At 68.1% G+C, this 21,706-nt stretch carries 22 protein-coding genes and 4 pseudogenes; 11 read left to right on the forward strand and 15 right to left on the reverse strand.

Annotated elements, in window-relative coordinates; translation table 11 throughout:
* A pseudogene (gene tpg, locus CP977_RS00450) lies at positions 1 to 216 on the reverse strand (telomere-protecting terminal protein Tpg); the annotation flags it as partial.
* 127 nt (positions 217 to 343) lie between these two features.
* Between tpg and CP977_RS00455 the strand changes: the two are divergent.
* The 3 genes from CP977_RS00455 to CP977_RS00470 all read left to right on the forward strand — a co-directional run bounded on the left by CP977_RS00455 (position 344) and on the right by CP977_RS00470 (position 3,132).
* Positions 344 to 1,597 carry a PP2C family protein-serine/threonine phosphatase gene (locus CP977_RS00455; RefSeq protein WP_152369352.1) on the forward strand — a complete coding sequence of 418 codons (1,254 nt, stop codon included), beginning with the start codon at positions 344 to 346 and terminating at the stop codon, positions 1,595 to 1,597.
* Complete coding sequence (locus CP977_RS00460) at positions 1,594 to 1,965, forward strand: STAS domain-containing protein (protein ID WP_152369353.1); 372 nt, start codon at positions 1,594 to 1,596, stop codon at positions 1,963 to 1,965. Before CP977_RS00455 ends, CP977_RS00460 begins: the two co-directional genes overlap by 4 nt.
* Before the next feature lie 537 nt (positions 1,966 to 2,502).
* A complete protein-coding gene (locus CP977_RS00470) occupies positions 2,503 to 3,132 on the forward strand; it encodes a hypothetical protein (protein WP_167309061.1) in 630 nt (209 codons plus the stop codon).
* 153 nt (positions 3,133 to 3,285) lie between these two features.
* Here the strand turns inward: CP977_RS00470 and CP977_RS00475 are convergent, their stop codons facing one another.
* A complete protein-coding gene (locus tag CP977_RS00475) occupies positions 3,286 to 4,950 on the reverse strand; it encodes an IclR family transcriptional regulator domain-containing protein (RefSeq protein ID WP_152369356.1) in 1,665 nt (554 codons plus the stop codon).
* Positions 4,951 to 4,955: 5 nt separating this feature from the next.
* Positions 4,956 to 5,564, reverse strand: a complete 609-nt coding sequence (locus tag CP977_RS33910) for an RNA polymerase sigma factor (RefSeq protein ID WP_167309060.1) — start codon at positions 5,562 to 5,564, stop codon at positions 4,956 to 4,958.
* An 863-nt stretch (positions 5,565 to 6,427) separates the two neighbouring features.
* On the opposite strand from CP977_RS33910, the gene CP977_RS00485 reads away from it, so the two are divergent.
* The 3 genes from CP977_RS00485 (at position 6,428) to CP977_RS00495 (ending at position 8,988) form a co-directional block, all read left to right on the forward strand.
* The gene (locus CP977_RS00485; RefSeq protein ID WP_152369358.1) at positions 6,428 to 6,709 is read left to right on the forward strand and encodes a hypothetical protein; all 282 of its coding nucleotides are present in this window, start codon (positions 6,428 to 6,430) and stop codon (positions 6,707 to 6,709) included.
* Between the two features lie 156 nt (positions 6,710 to 6,865).
* Positions 6,866 to 8,095, forward strand: coding sequence for a helix-turn-helix domain-containing protein (locus CP977_RS00490; protein WP_152369359.1), 1,230 nt, complete (start codon positions 6,866 to 6,868; stop codon positions 8,093 to 8,095).
* 206 nt (positions 8,096 to 8,301) lie between these two features.
* Complete coding sequence (locus CP977_RS00495) at positions 8,302 to 8,988, forward strand: HNH endonuclease family protein (protein ID WP_229991728.1); 687 nt, start codon at positions 8,302 to 8,304, stop codon at positions 8,986 to 8,988.
* Positions 8,989 to 9,046: 58 nt separating this feature from the next.
* Here the strand turns inward: CP977_RS00495 and CP977_RS00500 are convergent, their stop codons facing one another.
* From CP977_RS00500 to CP977_RS00510, 3 genes are all read right to left on the reverse strand, one after another.
* Positions 9,047 to 10,039: a helix-turn-helix domain-containing protein gene (locus CP977_RS00500; protein WP_152369361.1), complete on the reverse strand. Its 993-nt coding sequence runs from the start codon at positions 10,037 to 10,039 to the stop codon at positions 9,047 to 9,049.
* A 99-nt stretch (positions 10,040 to 10,138) separates the two neighbouring features.
* Positions 10,139 to 10,585 (reverse strand): hypothetical protein, encoded by a 447-nt coding sequence (locus CP977_RS00505; protein ID WP_152369362.1) that lies wholly within the window; start codon positions 10,583 to 10,585, stop codon positions 10,139 to 10,141.
* Between the two features lie 68 nt (positions 10,586 to 10,653).
* Entirely contained in the window at positions 10,654 to 10,842 is a 189-nt protein-coding gene (locus CP977_RS00510; RefSeq protein ID WP_152369363.1) for a hypothetical protein, read from the reverse strand.
* Positions 10,843 to 10,851: 9 nt separating this feature from the next.
* Between CP977_RS00510 and CP977_RS00515 the strand changes: the two genes are divergently transcribed.
* Positions 10,852 to 11,223, forward strand: coding sequence for a hypothetical protein (locus tag CP977_RS00515; RefSeq protein WP_152369364.1), 372 nt, complete (start codon positions 10,852 to 10,854; stop codon positions 11,221 to 11,223).
* 158 nt (positions 11,224 to 11,381) lie between these two features.
* Here CP977_RS00515 and CP977_RS00520 read toward each other — a convergent pair whose 3' ends face one another.
* Positions 11,382 to 12,218 carry an alpha/beta fold hydrolase gene (locus CP977_RS00520; RefSeq protein WP_152369365.1) on the reverse strand — a complete coding sequence of 279 codons (837 nt, stop codon included), beginning with the start codon at positions 12,216 to 12,218 and terminating at the stop codon, positions 11,382 to 11,384.
* 190 nt (positions 12,219 to 12,408) lie between these two features.
* On the opposite strand from CP977_RS00520, the pseudogene CP977_RS00525 reads away from it, so the two are divergent.
* Positions 12,409 to 12,582: pseudogene (locus tag CP977_RS00525) on the forward strand (IS5/IS1182 family transposase); the annotation flags it as partial.
* Positions 12,583 to 12,772: 190 nt separating this feature from the next.
* Here the strand turns inward: CP977_RS00525 and CP977_RS00535 are convergent.
* Complete coding sequence (locus tag CP977_RS00535) at positions 12,773 to 13,933, reverse strand: IS701 family transposase (protein WP_152369366.1); 1,161 nt, start codon at positions 13,931 to 13,933, stop codon at positions 12,773 to 12,775.
* A 205-nt stretch (positions 13,934 to 14,138) separates the two neighbouring features.
* Between CP977_RS00535 and CP977_RS00540 the strand changes: the two genes are divergently transcribed.
* The gene (locus tag CP977_RS00540; RefSeq protein ID WP_152369367.1) at positions 14,139 to 14,612 is read left to right on the forward strand and encodes a hypothetical protein; all 474 of its coding nucleotides are present in this window, start codon (positions 14,139 to 14,141) and stop codon (positions 14,610 to 14,612) included.
* A 34-nt stretch (positions 14,613 to 14,646) separates the two neighbouring features.
* On the opposite strand, the pseudogene CP977_RS00545 reads toward CP977_RS00540, so the two are convergent.
* The 4 genes and pseudogenes from CP977_RS00545 to CP977_RS00560 form a co-directional block, all read right to left on the reverse strand.
* Positions 14,647 to 15,453 (reverse strand): annotated as a pseudogene (locus CP977_RS00545) (transposase family protein).
* 263 nt (positions 15,454 to 15,716) lie between these two features.
* A complete protein-coding gene (locus CP977_RS00550; protein WP_152371463.1) occupies positions 15,717 to 16,100 on the reverse strand; it encodes a toxin Doc in 384 nt (127 codons plus the stop codon).
* Positions 16,101 to 16,102: 2 nt separating this feature from the next.
* Positions 16,103 to 16,342, reverse strand: a complete 240-nt coding sequence (locus CP977_RS00555; protein ID WP_152369368.1) for an antitoxin MazE7 — start codon at positions 16,340 to 16,342, stop codon at positions 16,103 to 16,105.
* 267 nt (positions 16,343 to 16,609) lie between these two features.
* Positions 16,610 to 17,227, reverse strand: coding sequence for a DciA family protein (locus tag CP977_RS00560; protein ID WP_152369369.1), 618 nt, complete (start codon positions 17,225 to 17,227; stop codon positions 16,610 to 16,612).
* Between the two features lie 208 nt (positions 17,228 to 17,435).
* Between CP977_RS00560 and CP977_RS00565 the strand changes: the two genes are divergently transcribed.
* Positions 17,436 to 17,771: an SCO4225 family membrane protein gene (locus CP977_RS00565; protein ID WP_152369370.1), complete on the forward strand. Its 336-nt coding sequence runs from the start codon at positions 17,436 to 17,438 to the stop codon at positions 17,769 to 17,771.
* A gap of 1,030 nt (positions 17,772 to 18,801) precedes the next feature.
* Complete coding sequence (locus CP977_RS35305) at positions 18,802 to 19,119, forward strand: hypothetical protein (RefSeq protein WP_152369371.1); 318 nt, start codon at positions 18,802 to 18,804, stop codon at positions 19,117 to 19,119.
* A gap of 148 nt (positions 19,120 to 19,267) precedes the next feature.
* Here the strand turns inward: CP977_RS35305 and CP977_RS00575 are convergent, their stop codons facing one another.
* From CP977_RS00575 to CP977_RS00585, 3 genes and pseudogenes are all read right to left on the reverse strand, one after another.
* Positions 19,268 to 19,783, reverse strand: coding sequence for a lamin tail domain-containing protein (locus CP977_RS00575; RefSeq protein ID WP_152369372.1), 516 nt, complete (start codon positions 19,781 to 19,783; stop codon positions 19,268 to 19,270).
* A 136-nt stretch (positions 19,784 to 19,919) separates the two neighbouring features.
* A complete protein-coding gene (locus tag CP977_RS00580; protein ID WP_152369373.1) occupies positions 19,920 to 20,120 on the reverse strand; it encodes a DUF6207 family protein in 201 nt (66 codons plus the stop codon).
* A gap of 120 nt (positions 20,121 to 20,240) precedes the next feature.
* Positions 20,241 to 21,485, reverse strand: a pseudogene (locus CP977_RS00585) (IS3 family transposase).
* Positions 21,486 to 21,706 lie beyond the last annotated feature (221 nt).

Raw genomic sequence — 21,706 nt, forward strand, 5'->3', positions numbered from 1 at the left:
CTACAGGTCGAACTCCAGGTGCTGCACGTCGGTGAAGCGCACTTCCTCCAGGGACCCGGCGCGGCGGCCGCCGTCCTGGAAGTACACCTCCTTCAGGGCCTCGGCGGCGATCTCCTGGAGCTCTGCGTCGCTGGCGTCGGCGTCCTGGACGTCGAAGAGCCGGGCGGCGTAGATGGGGGGCAGGGCGACGGTCAGGTACCGGATGCGGTCCTGGTCCGCTGGCAGAGGTGGCTCTCGTGTGGTGCGGTGGGACAGCCGGGGTACGAGAGCGGCTCGAAGGCCGTTGCCAGGCGAGGAAAAGGGTAGGGCTGTGGATGTGGACCGTGAGGCGGGTGGGCGAGCGATGCTCGCCAATCTGCTGGAGGCCAGCCACCTGACGCCTCTGGAAGCACTGCCGCAGGCGGCCGCCGAGCACGCCGGCGCCGCCGGGTTCACCGATCTGCGCATCTATGTGGCTGACGTCAGGCGCCAGCACCTGTATCTGCTGCCTGGACCGGACGACGTACCCCCGGACGCGGAAAGGGATATCCGTATCGAGGGCACAGTCGCCGGGCGGGCCTACCAGTACGGCCGCATCACGTCCGCTGCTCCGCAGGAGACGACATGCCCCGGGTGGTGGGTGCCCCTGGTGGACGGCACCGAGCGCCTGGGCATGCTGCGCCTGCGCTCCGCCCATGACGACGCGCGGGCCCGCGAGGACGCGGACCGTCTCGCTGCTCTGCTGGCGATGCTGATCGCCGGCAAGCGCACCTCCAGCGACACCCTCGCCCGGCTGACGCGGACCGAGCCGATGAACATCGGGGCCGAGATGGCCTGGAACCTGATGCCGCCGCGCACCTACGCCGATGGGCGGGTGGTGATCTCTGCATCGATGGAGATGGCCTACCGGATCAGCGGCGACGTGTACGAGTACGCCATCGATGGCCCGCTGCTGCACTTGACGATCTTTGACGCGATGGGGCATGACACCGCCGCCGGACTGTGCGGGGCTCTGGCGCTGGGGGCCTGCCGCAGCGCCCGCCGGCAGGGCGCCGGCCTCGTCGCCAAAGGCGAGGCGATTGAGAAGGCGCTGATCGAGCAGTACCGCCATCGGCGCTACGTCACCGGCATTCTCGCCACTCTCGACACCCGCACTGGTGTGCTGAGCTGGGTCAACCGCGGCCATCACCCGCCCGTGATCATCCGTAGCAACCGGTGGAGCAGCCACCTGAAGTGCCCGCCGGCCCACCCCATGGGAACCGGCCTGGGGCTGCCTAGCCATGTCTGCCGTGAACAGCTCGAACCCGGGGACCGCATCGTCCTCTACACCGACGGCATCACCGAAGCCCGCCGCCCGGGCGACGAGGAGTTCGGTCTGGAACGCTTCACCGACTTTCTCATCCGCCAGCACGCCGACGGTCTGCCCGTCCCCGAAACCCTGCGCCGCCTGGTCAAGGCCGTCCTCGACTACCACCACGGCGAGCTTCAGGACGACGCCACCGTCATGATGTGCGAATGGCTCGGCCCCGCCCTGGAGAACACTGAACCGGCGGCTACCCTGGCCGGACTGCCCTCCAGCAATTCGCCTGCCGCGCAGGAGGGAGACAGCCGGCCATGAACTCTGTCCTGCATCTCGGCCTCGTCGACACCCGCGGACAGACAGCCGCCCTCGCCGTGGCCGGTGAACTCGACCTGTTTACCGCCGCCGACCTTGGCCGCGGCGTGGAAGAGGTCCTCAACGAGTACTCCACGGTCATCCTGGATCTGGCGGGCGTCACCTTCTGCGACTCCTCCGGCCTCAATGCCCTCCTGCACTTGCGCCGCCACGCCCAGGACACCGGCGGGCAGCTCGCCCTGGCCGCGCCGCCGGCGCAGATGTTGCGCCTGCTCACCCTCACCGGCATGGACAGCGTCTTCGCCCTCTATGGCAGCCTGGCCGAAGCCTGGGCAGCACACCCCACGCCCGGCGCTCCGCCCACGGCCTGACCGGTTTCTTTTGTTCTCGCGGACACTGGAGCTCAACGTGCCGGGTCTCTACAGCTTCGCCGCCTTGGTCCAGGTCAGCGGTCTGCGCCCGCTGCGTGCCCCGGACGCGGCCGGGCTCGATGACGACGGGCAGGACTGACGGCCGACGCCTTGCAGACGCCGGCCCGTTTGCCGGCCGGGCGGCGTGGAGCCGGGCTGAGCGGGGCGGGTGTGCTCATGGCGTTCTCCTGGCGGGTGGAGAGCAGGGGGCTCGGAGGCCGGTGGCGGTCTCCCAGGCGTGTGGATCCTGTGCCTCCCTACCGTACGGGCACCTGCCCTCGGGAATCGCGCTCTTCCGGGAAAACCGGCGCGGACCGGCCACACCCCGCCCGCGCCCGCCCTGCGGTGGAAGCGCGCGCCGCCTGCGCGCACTACACCTGCCTGTGGAATATGTCGCGATCCGCCTACGGGAGGACCAGGACGGGTCGCATCGTGGTTCCGGGAAGTCCCGGGCGCCGTGCGCGGGGCGCCGGCTTCGAGGCAGAGGAGGAGCTTGTGATGTACGGGGAGCGCAGCGGGTGGCGGCGGGACGGGTTCGAGTCGCACGAGGGCATGGTCGGGGTGCTGCTGGCCGACGGCAGCGAGCCGAAGCCAGTCCTCTTCGACCTGGGCAGCGGCGCCACCTTCCACGAGTCGAGCGACTGGTGGCACTACGACGGCACCTTCCGCCGGCCCACCGCCGTGTCGATGCGGGGCCGGTGCGCGTGCGGCTGGCGTGGGGCGAAGACGTACCCGATCGACTGGGAGAAGGTCCGTGAGGATGACGACCCTGATGCCTACGACACGTCGGGGCCGTACGAGGAGTGGGAGGCGCACCTCGACGACGTCGCCGGGCGCGCGGTACCCCTGCCCGAGGACCTGGCGAAGCTGCTGGGTCAGGTGCGCGAGCGCCTGGACCGGCTCTGGCTCGAGGAGGACAAGACGCGCGCGTACGCGACGATGCTGAAGACCTGCGACGGCCTGGAGGCGATCGTCGCCGAGGTCGGCCCGGAAGCCGCCCAGACCCTGAGCTGCGAACAGGACAAGGACGAGGACGGGTCGATGTCCGCGCTCGCCGAGGCCCTCGGCATGACCGAACAGGCGACCTGCGCCCGCCTCCTGCACTATGAACACCTCACCTGGCGATGACTGCCGGACCTTGTTGTTTTCCCGGAACTCGCCTGCCGTGGTCGAACGCGATCTGTCTCGGCCCTTGCACGTTGGTGGGGCATGGACAGCTTGCTTTTCGAGAGTGCCTGGTCCCGGCAGAGCCACGGCCGGGACCAGGCGCGAGCGCCTCTTCTACGGCAGGGCGCGGCGAGGTGAAGGGGCTGTCTGCGACCAGTCGTCCCCTTCGTGCTGCTGCATGTCGTCGGTGAGCAGGTGGGCGAGGAGGAGGCCGGTGGCGCGGCGGCTGAGGGTGATGGCGGTGTCGATGAGGCGGAGGTGCTGGTGGGCGGGCAGGGAGAGGGCGATGCTGGACGCGCGGCCGGGCAGTCCGAGGGAGAAGGCGACGCACAGGGCCTTGTCGGAGTACTCGAGAAGGTCGAACTGAGCTGAGTGCGGTCCGGGACCGTCGAGTTCTTCGATGAGCGCGCGTCGGCTGGTGATGGTCCGTCCGGTCAGCTGGACCGAGGGGTAGCGGGTGAGGTGGTCCATGCGGGAGGGGAAGTCGAGCTGGGCCAGGAGGCTCTTGCCGTTGGCGCTGGCGTGCCCGCTGCCGTTGAAGGGGATGACTTCTTCGACGGGGGGAGCACTTGTGCTGGAGGCGGACTGCTGGACGGTGATCTCGCCGTCGGTGTAGGTGCTGAGGTAGACCGCCGCGCCGAGTTCGTCGCGCAGGGTGGTGAGCGCGTCCTTGAGGAGTGTCTGGTCGGGGTCGGGTCGTGTGGCCAGGGTCATCAGCGGGCCGGGAAAGTGGGCGCCTGCATTGGTGTGGATGAACTGTTCGTGGCGCAACCAGTCCAGGAGCCGGACGACGGCGTTCATCGGCATTCGGATCCGTCGGGCGAGGGTGCGGGTGTCGATGCCTTCGGTGCTGTGAATGAGCAGGAGCATGTCGCGTGCCCGTTGGGTGGTCTGCCAGCGCATGGGGACTAAGGCGGGGGTGGTGCTGTGGCGGGCCATGTCGGTGAGGATGGCCGGGCGCAGGGCGCTCGCTGTCCATGGTTCGCCCCTGAGGTCGGCTGAACCGTGAACGATGAGCGGGCGTGTGGGGGCGTCCGCAAGGTCGGGTACAGGCAGGGCTAGCCCGCCGGCGAGTGCGGTCAGCCGGGGCCGTTTCGTCTCTCGCGTTGTGTGGGGAGGCGGGATGGGTCCGCACTGGGTGGGCAGGACGGGGGCGGGGACGAGGACGAGTCCGTCTCGCCCTGACTGCCTTTCCTGGTGTTGCGGCTTGGTGGCCGAGGAGATCTTCGAGGTGGTGCCGGGCTGCGGGTGAGAGGTGGGAGCGATGGGTTCCGGGTCGGTCTGGAGGAGTTGAAGAGAGATGCCGAGGAGTCGGCGTAGTTCCTCGAAGAAAGAGGTGTCCTCGATCCGGGGGGGCGCGCCTGGGGCGGGCTGGCGGTTGCGGGCGGCGGCGAGCAGGCGTTCGGCGTCGCCGTGTCCGTGCCGGGCGGCTTCTTCAACGAGGAACCAGGCGTCGTCCGTCCGGTCGGTGCCGGTGCGCAGCACGACCAGGGCGAGGCGGATCATTGCTCCGGGATGTCCGGCCGAGGCTGCTGCGCCCAGCCAGCCTGCCGCGGCGGTCAGCTCGCCCCGGCTGAGTGCCTTCGATCCGAGCCGGTAGTGCGAGTTCGCCCGCTCCCGGCCTTGTGCGGTCAGTTTGTACATGTGGGTCAGGGGCCCGAAGTCCCCGTCGGGGCGGTCCCAGAAGTCTGGTGGTCCGGTGAGCTGGTGCATGAGCGCCAAGAGCTCGGCTCCGGCTTCTGACGCCGGGCGGCCGCCGTCTTGGTTGAAGCGGCTCACGGCCCTCACCTTTCCTTCTCCACGCGTCGTGTCTTCTTCTTGCGGTGCCCGTCCCGGATGTATTCGCCGAGCCGTCCTCGCAGCTCGAGCAGGGCCAGGTACCGGTCCCGGTGGACTCGGTCGGCGCCTATGCCAAGAATCCTGGAGATCTGTGTGTCGGTGAGGCCCTGGCTCTGCAGCTGCACCACTTTGCGGGGCCGGCTCAGTGGCATGGCGTCGATCGTGGGGACGACCAGTTCTTCCAGCGGATCGAAGTCGTCGGTGGGCTGCCGCTGGCCAGGGATCGCCACGGTGAGCCCGGTCTCATCCACGAAGTCGAGACGCATCTGTGCCCGCAGTGCGTCGATGGCCAAGTTCCTCGACGTCCTGCGCAGGTAACCCGCCAGCTGCACCTCAGGGCCTAGCTGGCCGTCCATGACCCTCTTGGTCACCTTCAGGTATGCCTCATGGGCAACGTCCTGGCATGCCTGGTAGGAGAGCTGGCGGTTGGTTTTCCTGCGCAGGATCCGCGGCTCTGCCTCCATGAACGTCGGGTAACACTCCCGCAGCCGCCTGACCAGAGCGGCGTCGATGACCGGGCAGAGCTCGCCTGATGCCTCGTCTTCCACTACCACGGACCGTGCTCCTTCACCGCTGGCACCGCCTGGCCGTCCATGCCACTGCCCTTGCCCGCCTGCACAGTCACCGAGGCCGCAATCGAGAAGGGCCGGAGTGTGCCGGTCTGGACGCGGACGGATCCGTGCGCCGGGTCGTCGGCATACACGGGTCCGGGGTGGCCGAAGGCAGGACGCCGTGTCGAGGCACCGTGCGGTCGCCGGTCCCGGTGCGCCTGCACCACGACGGCCGCTGTCTGCGCGACGGCCGCAATGACCGGGGCGCGCCCGGCCCAGTCCAAGGACGGCATCATGCGAGTCGTTCTCCATCTGAGGTGTCAGAGGCGCGTGGGATGCGCCTTCGCCCTCTTGACGGTCGAGCACCCCGCGTTCTCCTGCCGAGACCGAAGAAAACCGGAAATGTTCGAGGCGGAGGAGAAAGTGATCACTTTTGATAAAAGACCTCTTGGTGAACGGTGCTCGCCGGGGGCTGCAGGCCTGAGCGATCCGGCAGGCGCAGGTAGCCGGATGAGAGATCGAGTCGGTTCTGCGCTCGCGCCCCGGCAGTCGTCCGCCGGTGGGTTCGCCGACCCACGGGAGAGGCTCACGGCGGCTTATACCACGAAGGGAAGCTTTCCTCTCAAGGATGAGGAAATCAGGAGAGAAAAATTCGCCGCGACCCGCTATGGATCTTGAGGTGGCTCGAATTGGACCGATTTGCGAGGCGCAATCTTCGCGAAATGGTCGAAATGAAGTTCGCTTCATGGATTGGCGCTGGCACGCTGCGTGAGGCTAGGGTCGACGGCGTGGGTCACGAAGGGATCGCACCCCTGTAACTCGTGACTCACGCCGCCTAAAACACCTCAAGAACAGGAGGGCCATCCATGCCCTTTATCCCTGCCCTCGGCAGAACCAAACCCGCACGTGGGGGCCGGTTCCGCGTTAGTGACACTAGCAGGCGTGACGAAAATACCCAACGTCACGATCGGCTGGTTCACACCGGGTTTATCGCGATCCCGGCGACCCCGATCGTCGTCATCGCGATCCCGAACTGGAACCCGTGGGACGCATGGCAGTCGTGGATCGCGTCGGCAGTCCTCACCGGTCTGATGGTCATCAGCCGTCTGGTGTGGAACTTCGCCACCCAGCGCCACCTCACCGTCTGATTCGTGCGCCGGGGGCGCGTCATCGTGCCCCCGGCGCATTACCGGCCAGTGCGCCACAAGACGAAAAGGTGGAACTGCACCGGCCCACCGTGACGAAATATCCCTCGTTCAGAGGACGTCCAGCTGCGGTCCTGCCCGCAGGAGAGGATCTCCCCGGTGTCCAGCCCCGTTCCCGACCGCTATTGCAGCCATTGCCACAACCCCCTGCCGCCGCGCGCCCCCGGCAGGGGCCGCCCGTCCGCCTACTGCGGCCGCCCTTGCCGGCAAGCCGCTTACCGCGACCGGCACAAGGACCGGCAAGTCGAACTGACGCAGAGCCCCAACCCTGAGGACAAGCCACACAAACCCCCCCTCGAGCTCCTGCACGCGCACCTGTTCGGCCTCGCCGAAAACCTCAACACCGACGCCCGCCACCTCGTCCGGCTGCTTCAGCCCGGCCCGCTCGCTTCGGCCGTCGAATACGTCGAGATCGCCGTCCAGATCCAGCGACGGATCGACGCCCTCGTTGCCGGCCTCGTTCTTCTCGCCCGCACCCGCCAGATCCCCTGGGACGTCCTGGCCCATGTGATGAAGGCCAGCCCGGAAACCCTGCGCAAGTCCTTCCACACAGACAAGGTCGAGCGGCTGCTGGTCGCCGAGTCGGACAAAGCGGAAGCGATCGTGGAGACCCTTCGCGCAGCCGAAGACACCGCTGCGTCCGAAAGCCCTCCTCCCCCAACCGTGCGCGCCGCACGCCGCGTGTCCAACCAGCTGGCTCCCGTCCTCTCCCAGCTCCACCGAAGCAGCGGCATGCCACTGCGCGCGCTGAGCCTGCGCGTACGCGTTTCCGCCAGCTACCTCAGCCGCATCCTCGCCGGCGAGAAGCTCCCGACTCTGGAACTCACCGAACGGATCGGCCAAGCCCTGGGCGCCGACTGCGAGGTACTCAGGAAGGTCTGGGCAGACGAGAAGGACCGCGCACACAACCCCTCCCCCGACCCCGCAGCCGGACGGGGAACAGTCCCGAACTCACTGGTAACCGCAGTCCGCTACCTTCACCGCCGCGCCAACCGACCCGCTCTGCGCGTCCTCGCCGCCGCCACCGGAAACGCACTCACCGAGGCCGAGATCAGAGACGTCCTCCGAGGAGCGCGCCTGCCGGACTGGAACACCCTACAAATGATCATCCTGGCACTCGACGGCGAGCCGTCGTTCTTCCACCCGCTGTGGGAACGAGCGGCCCACGACGCCGAAGTCGCCGGCCCCACGCAGTCCAACACCCCCCAGGCCCGCGTAGGCCGGCTGATGTCAGCCTTCGGCGGAGTCCTCGGAGAAAGCGACCGATACACCACAAGCCGCCGCTCCCGCGAACTACGACACCGACTCGCCATGACCCGCCAGATCTGACAAGCGATGCACTACGAGTACCTGGGCCGCTGACCGACTGGCCGGACCTGCCGATAAGGGGTGGCCTCGTACGGTCTCGTCCTCGCGGGTGAACCTGGGAGCGGCGAGGCGGAGCGTTTCTTCAACGGCCCCCGGCGGCCCGCGCGGCCGATGACCGCTCCGGCCCCCGGCGTGTCCGCGCGCCCAGGTCCGCTATGCCTACGGGCGTGATCACCAACCTGCTGCGCGGAGCTGCCGCGTTCTGCCTCGCCCTGACCCCACTCGCCCTCCCCACCCCCACTGCCATGGCCGCGACCACGGCGCTGGTGACAGTCCCGGAAGTGCTGCCGCTGGAGGACGCCGTCGGCAAGCTCCCCGTCGCCGATGAGGACCGCACCGGCTATACCCGTGACTCCTTCCGGCACTGGAATACCGGCCTGGACGCGGGCGACGGCTGCAACACCCGCAACGAAGTCCTCCTCGCCGAAGCCGTCCAGGAACCGGCCGTAGCGGCCGGCTGCAAGCTGACCGGCGGAAAATGGATCTCCTACTACGACAACGTCGAGGTGAGCGAGACGGGCAAGCTCGACATCGACCACATGGTCCCCCTCGCCGAGGCCTGGGACTCCGGCGCCAACACCTGGAACGCCAAGCGCCGGGAGGCCTACGCCAACGACCAGGGCGCCGCCGCCTCCCTCGTCGCGGTCACCGCGCGCACCAACCGCTCCAAGGCCGACCAAGACCCCGCCACCTGGATGCCGCCCCTGCCCGACGCCCACTGCCGCTACATCGGCGAGTGGACGGCCACGAAGCTGCGCTGGGGTCTCGCGGTCGACCAGATCGAGGTCGAGGCGCTGAAGGTGTACGCCGAGGCCTGCGAGACCACCGTCGTCCACTACAACCCCGCGCCGTAGCCCAGCGGCGGTGGCGTACCGCGATACGGCCGAAGCCGGAGTTGGCGAGCTCCGGCGTTCATGCGCGGGCGCGGAGCGTCTTCGCCGACAGCCCGACCTCGGCCGCGATCGCCTCCCAGGTCAACCCCCGGGCGCGCAGCGCGCGGATCGTGTCCGCGTCGACGTCGGGGGCCGGTCGGTTCAGCCGCTGGGCCTGGAGGTGGCTGCGTCGCTCGTGTTCGGGGATGCGGCGCAGGATGGTGCGGCAGTCCACACCCGCAGCGCGGCCGATCGCGGTCGCGGACTGCCCGGCCCGGTAGCGGGCCAGGATCTCCTCGTCCGTGAGCACCAGCACCATCCGGACACCTCCCTTCCTCGGCTGCACAGGACGAGGCGGTGGGACGGAGGCTTCCTCAGCCGGGCGGCCGCGCCAGTCGGTGTCCGGGATCCGCGCCTGGATCGTGTGGGCGGAGACGCCGAACTCGCGGGCGAGCGCGTAGGCGCTCTCCCCCGCCGCATACTGGCGGCGGACCTCCTCCTCGACCAGCACCCGCCCAGACCGCGGCCGGGGGCCCGGGGCGCGGCCGCGAATCAGATCGTCGGGGATCCTGCGCCGGATCGTGGAGGGATGCACCCCGTAGAGCCGGCCGAGCTCGGCCATCGTGGCGCCCTGCACGTACCGGGCGACGATCTCCTCCTTCGGCAGGAGGTCGCCCTGCTGCTCGCCAGCGAGCCGGGCCGCTTCCTGCTTTGAGCGCCGCTGGGACGGCTCCAGGCGGGCCACTACCGCCTCGACCGAGATCCCCAGCGTGGCCGCCACCCGCTGCTGCGGCATCCCCGAACGGTAAAGACGCACCACCTGCGCGCGCAGCGCCTTCTCGTACGGAGTCTGCGCCCGGCTGCGGTGCCGCTGCCGCGCCGCGGCCGACGCATCACGCCGCTCCCGCACTGGCACATGCCGCCGCACGGTGCTCTTCGACACCCCCAGCTCCCGCGCCACCACCGCGAGACTGGCACCCTCGCGATACCGGCGCCGGATCAACACCGACAGCATCTTCACGTCCCGCACCACTCCGCCCCTTCCTTCCTCCGGGCCAACGAGGGACCTCTGCGAAGGGTGCGCCGATGGCGCCGGGGCTACGTCACCGCAGCGGCTACGACGAATGGTCCGTCATTTACGGGCATTGATGTCGCTGATCTGCCAGACACCATCGGCTTGAGTGAGGACCAGCCACGTGTAGCCCTTGGGGCAGTCGATGGAGACCTTGACCGAGTCTGCCTTCCTGTGCTCTTCCTCTTCGTAGTTGGCGGCTGAGCTGACGCAGTCGGGCTGAGTGAAGACGTAGCGGTCGTCTACAGCCAGCTCGGCAAGGGCCTCGGGGCACGGGAAGCCGCGACCGATCCCGCGGAAGCGGTCGTCGGCAAGTCCGCAGGCCACCTCCGGCCGGCCTTGCGCCAAGGCCAGGGCGAACTGCTGCGCGGTGCCGCGCGCGGTGGTAGGCGGGGTCAGCTCCGGCGGCAGGCCACTCGGGGAATCCGAGGACTGGGTGCACCCGATGAGGGTTGCGGCTAACAGGGCGACGGTGAAGGCCAGCGGACGAGCATGCTTGGTGATCATCTTTGCAGCGTAGTCAGCTGGTCGTGGTCATGGGCAGAGAGGGCGTGCAGGGCTTCGCCCGCAGCCGGTCAGCTGGCGCTGGTCTTCGTCAGCACGGTCACGAGTTCGTGGAGTACCGCCCTGAGCCGGGCCGGCGCGGGCAGATCGGCCATGGTGATCAGCGGCAGGCTGGAGCTGATGGGGCGGTGAAGCGCGTCGTGCGCGATCTCCTTGAATCTCACCAGCTCCTGGGCGTGCGCCTTGTCGGTCCGCTGCATCGCGAAGACGTGCTGAGCGGCGACCTGCTTGAAGTCGGCTCGCTCGAAGACGGGCGGGATGTGGTCGGTGACGGCCCGGATGAGTGCAGCGCAGGCGTAAGGGTTCTCGGCGGCGAAGTTGCTGTTGAACTCGCGGCACAGGGAGCCTTTTCCAACCTCACGTCTGTGCTGGTCAAGGGCATGGGATCGGTGGGCGTTCCCATCGGTACCAAAGTCCTGGCCAGCAGGTTCACGGCTGGCCACCACCCCTGGAACGCCCCGCCAGATACAGCCGATCGTGCCAGCAGCCAGGTTGGAAAAGGCTCAGTGGCCTGGACCCACTTCAACTTGACCATCCAGTCGGCGCCACCCTTCGCATCTGCGGATTTCGGTGATGGCTGAGCGGTGTGGTTATCGAGCCTGGAGCGTAAGGGCTGTCCCGTAAGTTGTGGTCGTTCGGGGTTCGGCGGTCACTTGGAGGTGGGTCGCGCTCCGCTGCGAGTACCAGTCCGAGTTCCAGGAGTGGTGCCAAGCGCCGCCGAACCGCTCGAACGACAAGCTCATCCCTTGAAGAACTCGATGATCTGCGGGGCGATTTTCTTCGGGGCCATGACGACGGCGCCGTGGTTGAGTCCGGGCAGAGTGCGGTGGTCGGCCTGCGACAGGATCTCGGTGACGGCGAGGGCGGCGCGCTGGAACGCGGTCGGACTCTTGGCGCCGGTCAGCACGCGGGTGGGTACGGCCACCCCTTTCCACTCCTCGGCTTCGAGCGGCTTGCCTTGCTGGGTATCGCCCATGACCGCGATGTCATAGGGGAGAGTGCTGGCCAGCTTGGTGAGGTTTGTCCATATCTTCGGCATGAGCTTCATGAAGAACACGGCGATGCCGGGCATGCCCTGCACTCTGGTCATGAAGTACTTGACCGCGTCGCTGTGCCGACCTTCCGCAAGCAACGCGGTGATCTGCTGCGCGAGATCCTTGGGCGGCCCGTCGTCGCCTTCGGCGACCACGAACGGCGGCTCGTACAGAGCCAGGCGGTCGACGTTGACTCCGGCCGCGGCCGCGCGCAGGGCGAGGACCGCTCCGGAGGACGAGCCGAACAGCGACGCCGAACCGCCGACGTGTTCGACCAACGCGGCGATGTCTTCAATCTCGCGGTCGGGGGCGTAAGAATTAGCGTCCCCGCTGGCACCGCGTCCGCGCCGGTCGTAGTTGATTACAGTGAAGTGCTGGGCGAGGAGAGCCGCGAGTTTGGTCGTGTCCGTGCGGTCTGCCAGTGCCGAGGCAACCAGGACGACGGCCGGCCCGCGGCCCGACTGTTCGAATGCGATCTCGGTGCCGTCGGCGGAGGTGACTCGGGCCTCGGCTCTGGCCGACTGCTCTCGCGCTGTTGCCATGTTTCTCTCTCCGGTTCACGTAGGGGCCGTACTGCTGCGGTGTGCGTTACTGCCGATAGGACCTCCGCAGTGCAGGAAACTCATCGGTGCGCCAGGCTTTCGGTGCCGAAGTTCTCGCATCTCGGAGCGGACGAACCCCCTCACGCAGAATCGAGGGCATGGGGCGGGTGGCAACTGGGATGATCCAGTTGTGACTGGTGTGATTACGGCATCGCAGCCGTCCTGGATAGCCCCGTTCACCGGGTTGAGCCAGCGTTCCTTCGGCAAGGTGGTGACGGTTCTGCGGCGCGAGGGTGCAGACGCCGTTGGTAAGGGGCGGCCGTGGAGCCTGTCTCTGGAGGACCGGACGCTGCTGGTCGCGGCTTAGTACTGCAACGGTCTTTTTCGTGATGGTTTATCGGCTTCTGGTGGTGTGTGGCCGCGTCGTTTGTAGTGGCTGATCCGGGCTTGGTGTTGTCGTCGGCGGCGCCAGGTCGACCAGTGCAGGATGTGGTCGACCGGGACGGGACGGCGGTGGGTGAGGCGGTGGATCAGACGTCTGAGTTCGGGAAGGCTCAGCGGGACGAGGCCGGAGGATCCGTTTCTGCTTTGCCGGTGTCGAGCTCGCGGGCCCGCAGGACGGTCAGGCAGGCGTGGGCGGCCATAGCCAGGGTGATGTGCCGGTGCCAGCCGGGATAGCGCCGGACCTGGTAGTCGTCCAGACCGCACTCCTGTTTCGCACTCTGGAAGCACTCCTCGACCGCCCACCGGCTGCCGGCAACATGGATGAGCTGGTCGAGCGTGGCGTCGGCGGGGCAGTAGGCGATGTAGTAGGAGATCTCCTCGGGCCGGCAAACACTGCGGCGGGCGATCACCCAGTGCCGCCGGTCGTCTCGGTGCCAGGGCCGGACCTCGACCCGTGCCCAGTCGAACACCCGGGGCCCGTGCGACCCGTTGCCGCAGGAGCGGCGCTTCCACTTCTGCCTCGGCAGATCATGGAACAGATCGTGGACAGGGTGGTCCAGGGCCCAGCGGGTGACGACGGTGTCGTGCCGGGTGGTGGCCATGACATGGAAGACATCGGCCCGCTCGAGCTCGGTCCGCCAGCTCTTGGAGTAGCCGTAGCCGGCGTCCGCGGTCACCCAGCCGAACGGGATCTTCTCCTCGATCGCCCGGCGGACCATCGCCCGGGCCATGGCGACCTTCGTCTCGAAGACGACGCCGTCGCCGATGCCGGCCCGCCGGCACCTTTCCCGGTCGTCGGTCCAGGAGGCGGGCAGGTAGAGACGCCGGTCGATCAGCGTGCGGCCACGGCCGGTGGCGTAGGCGAGGAACACCCCGACCTGGCAGTTCTCCGTCCGCCCGGCCGTCCCGGAGTACTGCCGCTGGACCCCGGCCGAGCGGACGCCTTTCTTCAGGAAGCCGGTGTCGTCGACGATCAGCACCGCCTCCCGGTCGCCCAGGTACTCGACAACGTACTGACGCACGTCGTCCAAGACCTCATCCGCGTCCCAGTCGATCCGGTTCAACAACCGGTGGATCCGGTCCGGACCCGCATGCCCGGCCTCCTCGGCAAGCGTCCAGCCATTCTTCCGCTCCAGCGGAGCGACCAGACCCTGCATATACGCAAGCGCCGACTCACGAGGCTCCGACCTGGCAAAACGGTGCACGAACCGCTCGTGCAGAGTCTTCAGTTCACCCGCCCACGACCGGACATCAACCAGCACCCCACCCATGACCAGACCAACGAGCCACCTGCCAAACCGTCACGAAAAAGACCGTTGCAGTACTAGGGCCTGTCCGGGCGATCTTCGTGATGCGGTCGACCGGCCTGGACACCTGAATCCGGGACATCGAGCAGATCCTGGCGCCAGGCTGCTGCGTTGTCAGTCCCCGCCGCTACCGTTCGCCCTTTCACGATTCTCAGGGAGGGGTGGCCCAATGGGAGCCAGCGGATGGGACTACGTCACCAGGTACGACGGCGATGTCGAGGCGGCCTTGGCGACATTGCAGGCCAGGGTGTTCCAGGAGGAGTACGGCGGTGATGCCCGATACCGAGGCCTGGGGGACCTCTACGAGGACGAGGAGTTCATGGGGACTGAGGGTACCCATACGATCCTCGACATCGACAGGGTTGTTGCTACGGATGACCCGCCGACGAGGTCCGGTATCGCTGACTATGGCACCCTGCGTCCTCTGGCTCTCAGCCGCGTGATGCACCACTTCGGCACGGACCGCCCGTCGGTCGAGCAGTATGAGGAACTCGCCGCTGCTGCCAATGAGGCTGCGAGCCATGAGGAGCACGAGCGAAGCCTGCTCGGCGAGTGTCAGATGCGGTGGACCGGTTACTACGTCGTCCTCTACTCCGGCGACAGGCCGACTCACCTGGGAATCTTCGGATTCTCAGGAGACTAGGACTGATCCGGCGGAGCATGCTACTGAGCCTCTTTCATCCTGAATAGTTGCAGGTCAGGAGCGTGTGGACGGCTTGGACGATGGTGCTTATGCGTCGGGTGGAGCATCGAGCTCGGCGAAGGATCCGTCAGGACTTCAACTGTGCGAAGGCGCGTTCCCTTGGAGCCTCAGGCGGGTGTGGTCGCGGTTGAACTGCTGGTAGTGCTCGGGCTGTTCGCGGTGGTTCTTGTAGGGAGTACGGACGGTGGCGCCGGCGCCCTGGTAGGCGCGGTCGGCCAGCACGAGGATCTGCCGGGTCAGGCAGGCCTGCACGATCCCATGGGCCCGGTCCGCGGTCAGATCGTGGGTTCGGCCCGGCGTCGCGCGCGAGAACCACAGGGGTATGCCGTCGGGACGGGCGATGACCTGCACGTTCATGCCATGTCAGCGGTGCTTCACCGAGTAGTACGGCTTGTACGCATGGATGCGGTCGATGGGGATCAGGGTGCCGTCAACGATGACGTGATCGCCTTCACCGAGGCCAGTGAGCGCTTCGTGGAGACCGGGAGCCCAGCGGGCCAAGACGTCCAGGGTCTCGCCGACGTAGCACCAGGTGGTGGCCTGCGATATCCCGAAACCCGCCACGAACTGCGAGAACGTCTCATTCTTCCGCAGATGGACCAACGTAAGCAGAGCCTGCTTGAAGCACCCGAGCTTGCCCCAGCGGGTGTTACGGGCCTGGCGATGCTCGTACAGCAGCCAGGAAGCATGCTCAATCAGCTCATGCGGAACGTCGAGCATGGCAGGATACGGAAACCTTCAGGGCTTCTTCAGCCGCCGGCGTGATGAGTGGAATCACCACGCCAACGATCAGAGGCCCTGCCTCGTCACCACACCCGCTGACCAGCCCATTTCACCCTCCAGCACAGGATGAAAGAGGCTCGCTGACGCGGGCTTACGGGTCCACGGGCATCACCCCAGCGAGGTCACCCCACCAGACACGACTCGGATCTGTGGAAAGGTCTTCGAGTCGGGCAGCGAGTGATCGCTAGAAGCCGTGCCTTCCCCGGCAGGACGGGGCGGCTTCGCTTGTCTACGGGCCGTGTGTGAAGAGCGGCATCAGCCTCATGCTTCAGGCGCCCGCCAGGACCGTAGTCGGTCGGCCACGTCATAGACCGTCAGCCGTAGGGCGCGGATGTCGGTGATCAGCTCACGCCAGGGCTCGTAGGCGGCGTCTATCGACTCGCCTGAGGCCTCGACGTAGGCGATGGCGACGCCGTAGCCGAAGAGTTCATTGCGTACTGGAAGCGGTCGGAGCAGCACGATCTGCTCCAGCAGGGCTGCTGCGCGCCAGAAGGCATCGGGTGAATCCTCGTCCAGGCTGGGAGTGTTCACTCGGTGTCTGGCCACAGCAGCCACCAGGGCGGAGTAGTCCCGCACTGCCAGCTCTCTGCCGAGGAGTTCCTCCTGGCGGTCCAGGAGCCAGCGGATGTCTACATGGAGGTCCAAGGTCAAGCCGCCCGGTCAGCGCGCGGAGGAAGCCCGCCGAAATCCTGGTCGAACGCCTCCGCGATGCCGGGGCGTGTCACGGCATCACGGAAGGCGGCGGTCGCGCGACCGAGCTTCAGCTGGTTCTCCTCCTCTATCGCGAGTTCGGCGAGGTACCCCCGCACGCTCTGCCCGCGAGCGGCAGCGATGGCGGCGAACCTGTCCCGGGTCTCCGAGTCGATCTTGACGGTTGTATCAGCCATAGGAGAAGTATACCCCCTTGAATACCTTCGCGAATATGGGCGGGATTGTGGCTGGACGGATAGAGGTGCTGGGCATACGGCTCGTGCTCTTCGACCTGAACAACACACTGGACGCCCGGCATCAGTTTTCACCGGCGCCGCAACCCTAGGTAAGTTGGGACAACCCACCTCCGCTCGGTTGGTGACCGCGATGAGCTTCGGCGTGATCCAGCGGGCCTTCGTGCTGTACGCGGAGGCGTCGGGGACGACGTCCAGGCGCTCGGACTCCTAGTCGACCGCGACGGCCCGGACGTGCCCAGCGAACTTGGTCGCGGCCGCGGTGAGGGTGGTGTCCCACTGGGCCAAGATGCTGCCGCCGGCGGCCGGGGCAACCAGGTCGCGCTCGGTCATCATCATGCCAATCGCCGTACCGAACGCGAGCGGCACGCGACTGTCGCGGACGACGACGGTGGTCCGCCGCTTTGGCTTCTGCGTCTGGGCGCCGTTCTTCTTCGCCGTCTCCCGGGCGGTGAGCAGGGCCTGGCGGGCGAGGTCGACGCCGGACAGCTCCGGGACCGTGTTCAGGTGATCACCTCCAAGGCCTCGCCGTCGACCGGGCGGGCGGCGAGCTCGGGCAGGCGCTGGGTCCACGGACCGGGGTGGGCCTGGGGTGTGCAGCTGCTCCCGCCGCACGGCGAGCAGGTGCTCGGCGGTGCGGGTCTGCGCCTGCGCGGCGGCCTCGGTTGCGGCGCGCTGGGCGTCGTCGCTGTCGGGCAGGTCCTGCTGCCAGGGCTTGGCGAGCTCGGTGGCGTACGCCTTGCGGGCCTCGGCCTGGGCGTCCTCGCTGCGGCCGAGCATCACCAGGGCCTCGTGCCGGTACTTCGCGGCCGCGCTCTCGGCGGTCAAGAACGTGTTGTGCGCGACGGCGTCCGGGCCGGATGCTTCCAGGGCGGCGCGTACCCCAGCCGTTGTCGCCGTGGCCAGTTACGCGGTCCGCGAGGCGCGAGCCCCCACGACGGTTTGAGTAGCGCTACTCAGGCGCCAAGGGCCCGCCCCGTCACACGATGGAACCGTCGCCGACACGGCGCGCCTCATCTGCCCAGGAGAATCGATCATGCGAGACAGCCGCTCCCGTGCCTTCGTCCGGCTCACCTTCGCCAACCCCGCATCGCTGGTCTACCTCGGGCTGGTGGTCGCGGCGGCGCTCCCCCTGATGTTCGCCTCGGCGACCGGGGACACCGGCTTCGCCGCCGTATGGATCCTCCTTATCACCGCGCCCACCAGTATGTTCCTGCTCCTCCCCGACTTCACGAACGGCGACTCGGCCCTTGCGACCGGGTACTTCCTCGCGGCGTTGGCCCTCTCCGCACTGCTCCACGCCTTCCTCCTCGGCCTTGTGTACCGAGGCCTCCGGGGCGGCACGGCACCGCGGGGCCACGCCTCGGCGTGACAAAGAGCAGTCCGCCGCCGGTCAGGGCGCCGCTACTGCCGGCCCGGGGCGCCATTGCCGAGGCGCGCGGTACGAGCTGCGGGTGCGTGGCACGGGCCGTTGACTCGATCGCCTCGCTGTAGGCACGCACCGGATCCGGGTTCCGCCCGTACACGGCATGCCACGTGATCGTCGGGTGGTCGGCTGCGGAGCCGGCGCTCTGCTGAGACGCCGCCTCCGCGGTGGTCCGCCGAACCACGTCGCGTACAGCCGAGGTGACTCGCTTCTCCAGTCCGCCCTCATCCCCATTGACCCGGTAGGTCGATCCGACGTCGTCGAGAAGTCGCTGGAGGAACTGGCGGGCCTCGGTCGAGCGCTTGACCGACGTCGCCGGCCTGCCCGGCGGCTGGTCCGGACAGCCTGCGCGTCCGAGCAACCCTCGCGGGCGCGGGAACGACGTAACCGACCCCGCTCTCACCGTCGGCGAGGAGGTCATCCCCGCGCCCGCGGGGGTTGCTCGCGGATGGGCTTCTTCGCGATGTCCTGGATGCTGTCGTCCTCGCGCCTGCGGAGGGCGGGACGAGGCGGGGCAGGGCGACGCGGGGGCGGGACGCACGGAGCACATCAGCGACGAGGAACTCGCCGAGTTCGACCGTACGCTCGCCCGTCTGGGCACTCTTCCCGCGGACACGCCGGCCCGCACGCGGGCCGAACAGGCCGCCGCCCGCTTCCTACGCGAGGGCCGGAACCGTCGCCGCAGGCCCCTCAGGGCCGCCTGGGCGCGGGCCGACGCCGCCGTGGCGGAGGTCACCGCCACCGGCGCGGCCGGCCCAGGCGAGGACGCCCCGCTGACAGCACGTCACGCGGGCGAGGGCGGCGTGCAGTGCCGCGTGTGAAAGTCGTTCTATCAACAGGTCGACTGCTTTTACCACCCGCTCTGCCCCGGCTGCGCCGCCGACAACGCGGCCCGGCGTTCGCTGCGGACCTACCTCACGGGCAAGCGGGCCCTGCTCACCGGAGGCCGGATCAAGATCGGTTCCCGCTGGCGCTGATGATGTTGCGCGACGGCGCGGAACTGCTTGTCACCACCCGTTCTCCCCACGCCACCCTGCGCCGGTTCCGCGCGGAGCCCGGCAGCGCGGCGTGGCCCGACCGGCTCACCGTCGTCGCCGTCGACCTGCGCGACCCGCGTCAGGTGCTCGGCCTGTGCGAGCGGCTCCGCGAGGACAGACAGCCGCAGGTCATCCTCATCGACAACGCCGCCCAGACCGTGCGCCGGCCGCCCGAGTCGTACGCTCTGCTCGCCGCGGGCGAGAGCGGCGCGCTGCCGCCCGGCTGTCCCCGGGTACACGCCGCTGCGCGCGCTTGAGGCTCCGGCGACGGAAGGCGCGTTGGCCTGGTCCTCGACGGGGGCTATGGGGCCCACGGGGCTGAGGGGGCCGACGAGGCGGGTGTTGCCCGATCTCTCAGCGGACAACTCGTGGACCCGCCAGCTGCGGCTGGCGGGCCCTTTCGTGTCAGCAGCCGTAGGTGGTGCCGTTGGCGGCGGTGTTCCAGTTGCAGGTGCTGATGCTGCCGGTGGAGGTGTTGTCGTCGCGGTTGCCGGGCTTCTTCAGTCGCAGGTCCGGGTTTTTGGCGGTGCTGGTGTTCGGCATGATGTGGCGGGCGTAGCCGCGGTAGATGTGGTGGTTGCCGCTGCTGTCGCGGTAGTTGCGGCCGCTGCCGGTGTGGACGTAGGCCTTGGCGCCGGCCGGCAGGTAGTAGGTGGGCAGGGCGCGGCCGTAGGTGTTGGTGGTGAGGTCGGGGATGTAGCCGCTGGTGTTGACGGTGCGGCTGGTGACGTTCTTGATGACGAAGTACTCGCCGTTCAGGTTCAGCTGGGTGGTGCCGCTGACATCGGCTCCGGCGGCGTTGGGCCGCACATGGGTGATCATCAGGGCGCCGGTGGTGGAGGCTGCCTGGCTCGGCGTGGCCAGGGCGACCATGCTGAGGGCGGCGGAAGCAACTGCTGCGATGCGTACGGTACGGCTCATCAAGAACCTTTCAGGAGAAAAAAAGGGGGGTGGGGTCAGAGGAGTGTGATCATCGCACCCAGGGATCACCGGATGTGTGGAAACTGTGAAGTTCGGCCAGGGTTGCGCGAAGCACCTGGCGAGCAGGCATCAGTGGTCAGTCCGGACGCCGGGTGTCTACGTGCACTCGCGCTCGCACGCCGGCCTCGCCCGGCACGCGCCACACCGGGGTCACACCTGAGGTGGCCCACTTCTGCTGGAGCCCGTCCATCACCGCACGCGCCGTCTCCTCGTCAGCGGCGGTGACATCCAGGACGACCAGACCCGGCTCGGCGATGTGCTCCTCGTCGATTCGCATGCCCTCAACGACGGCAGCGGCGAGCGGGCTGGTTCGCCAGACGGGGAGAAGCATCCGTATGGGTGAAGCGGCATCCGGGCTGGTGCTGCGACGTGAACCGCCCCGGGTTCGTTCGAGATCTCAGTTGGTGGCTGTGAGCTGGGGTTTCGTGGTTGCTCGGTAGTAGTTGGCTTCGTATTCGACGGGCGGAATGTGCCCCCTATCTCACCGTGGAGCCGACGGTGGTTGTACCAGTCGACCCACTCGGCGGTGGCGAGTTCGACGTGCGAGAACGTCTTTCACGGCCGCTGCGGTTTGATGACCTCGGTCTTGAACAGGCCGATCGTCGACTCCATCAGCGTGTTGTCATACGCGTCGCCGATCGAGCCGATCGAGGCCGCGATGCGGGCCGCGTCGAGGTGTTCGGCGAGGCGGAATGAGGTGTGTTGCGATCCGGCATCCGAGTGGTGCGCCAACTCGCCGGGAGTCGGCGGGCGGCCGTCGCGTTCACGTTGCCACAGTCCCATCTCAAGGGCGCCCAGGACGAGTTGGGTTTCCTTCGGCATCGACGCGGGCCAGCCGACGATGCGACGGAAGAAGGTGTCCACGATGAACGCGCTGTAGACGACGCCCGACCGGGCCGCGACATGTGTGAAGTCGGCGACCCAGGTCCGGTTCGGGACCGGGGCGACGAAGTCCCGGTCGAGCAGGTCCGGGGCCCTGGCGGCGGCCGGGTCCGGCATGGTGGTGATCACCTTCTTGCCGCGGACGGCGCCGGTAATGCCGAGCTCACGCATGAGGCGCTCGATCGTGCAGCGGGCCACGTCGTGGCCTTGGCGGTTGAGTTGTCTCCAGACCTTCCTGGCGCCGTAGACCTGGTAGTTGGACTCGTAGACCTCCTTGATCCGTTCTTTGAGTTCCTCGTCCCGCACGTTTCGCGGCGCGGGTGCCGGCTGGCGTTTCCTGGCGGCGTAGTAGGTGGAGGGGGCGATGCTGATGCCGTGCGCTGCCAGCACGGTGCAGATCGGCTCGACACCGCCGAAGCGGCCCCGCATCTCGTCGATGAACGCTACGAGCGCGTGTGTGGCCGGTCGAGCTCGGCCGCGAAGAAAGCCGAGGCTGCCCTGAGGATCTCGTTCGCTCGCTTCAGCTCGGCGATCTCCTTTTTCAGGGCCTTGACCTGCGCGGCCTCCTCGGTCGCCGTCCCCGGCCGCTGCTCGGTGTCAATCTGGTCCTGACGGATCCACTTGCGCAGCGTCTCGCGCGAACCGATGCCGAGCTTCTCCATCACCGCGTTCAGCGCGGCCGTCTCGTTCCGGTAGTCTCCGCGACCATGCGGACCGCGCGCTTGCGCAGCTCGGGCGGGTACATCGAGGGTCGTGCCATGACTCGGAATGCTTACACGGAATCGAGTCTCCACCTCACCCGGGGCGTGTTCACAGCGCATCGTGCAGCGGTGGGTGACGAAGAAGCCAGGAGCGCGTCGTCCGCCAAGTCGGATGCAGGTCTGGGCGATCGAAGAAGCAGTCCTGGCACGGTGGCAGCCCCGAATACGGGCCCGCCGGCGTGCCCGGGCCGAAGCGGAGGGCTTCGTCTTCCACACCAGG

It is taken from the genome of Streptomyces cinereoruber, from assembly GCF_009299385.1.
Taxonomy (GTDB): domain Bacteria; phylum Actinomycetota; class Actinomycetes; order Streptomycetales; family Streptomycetaceae; genus Streptomyces; species Streptomyces bikiniensis.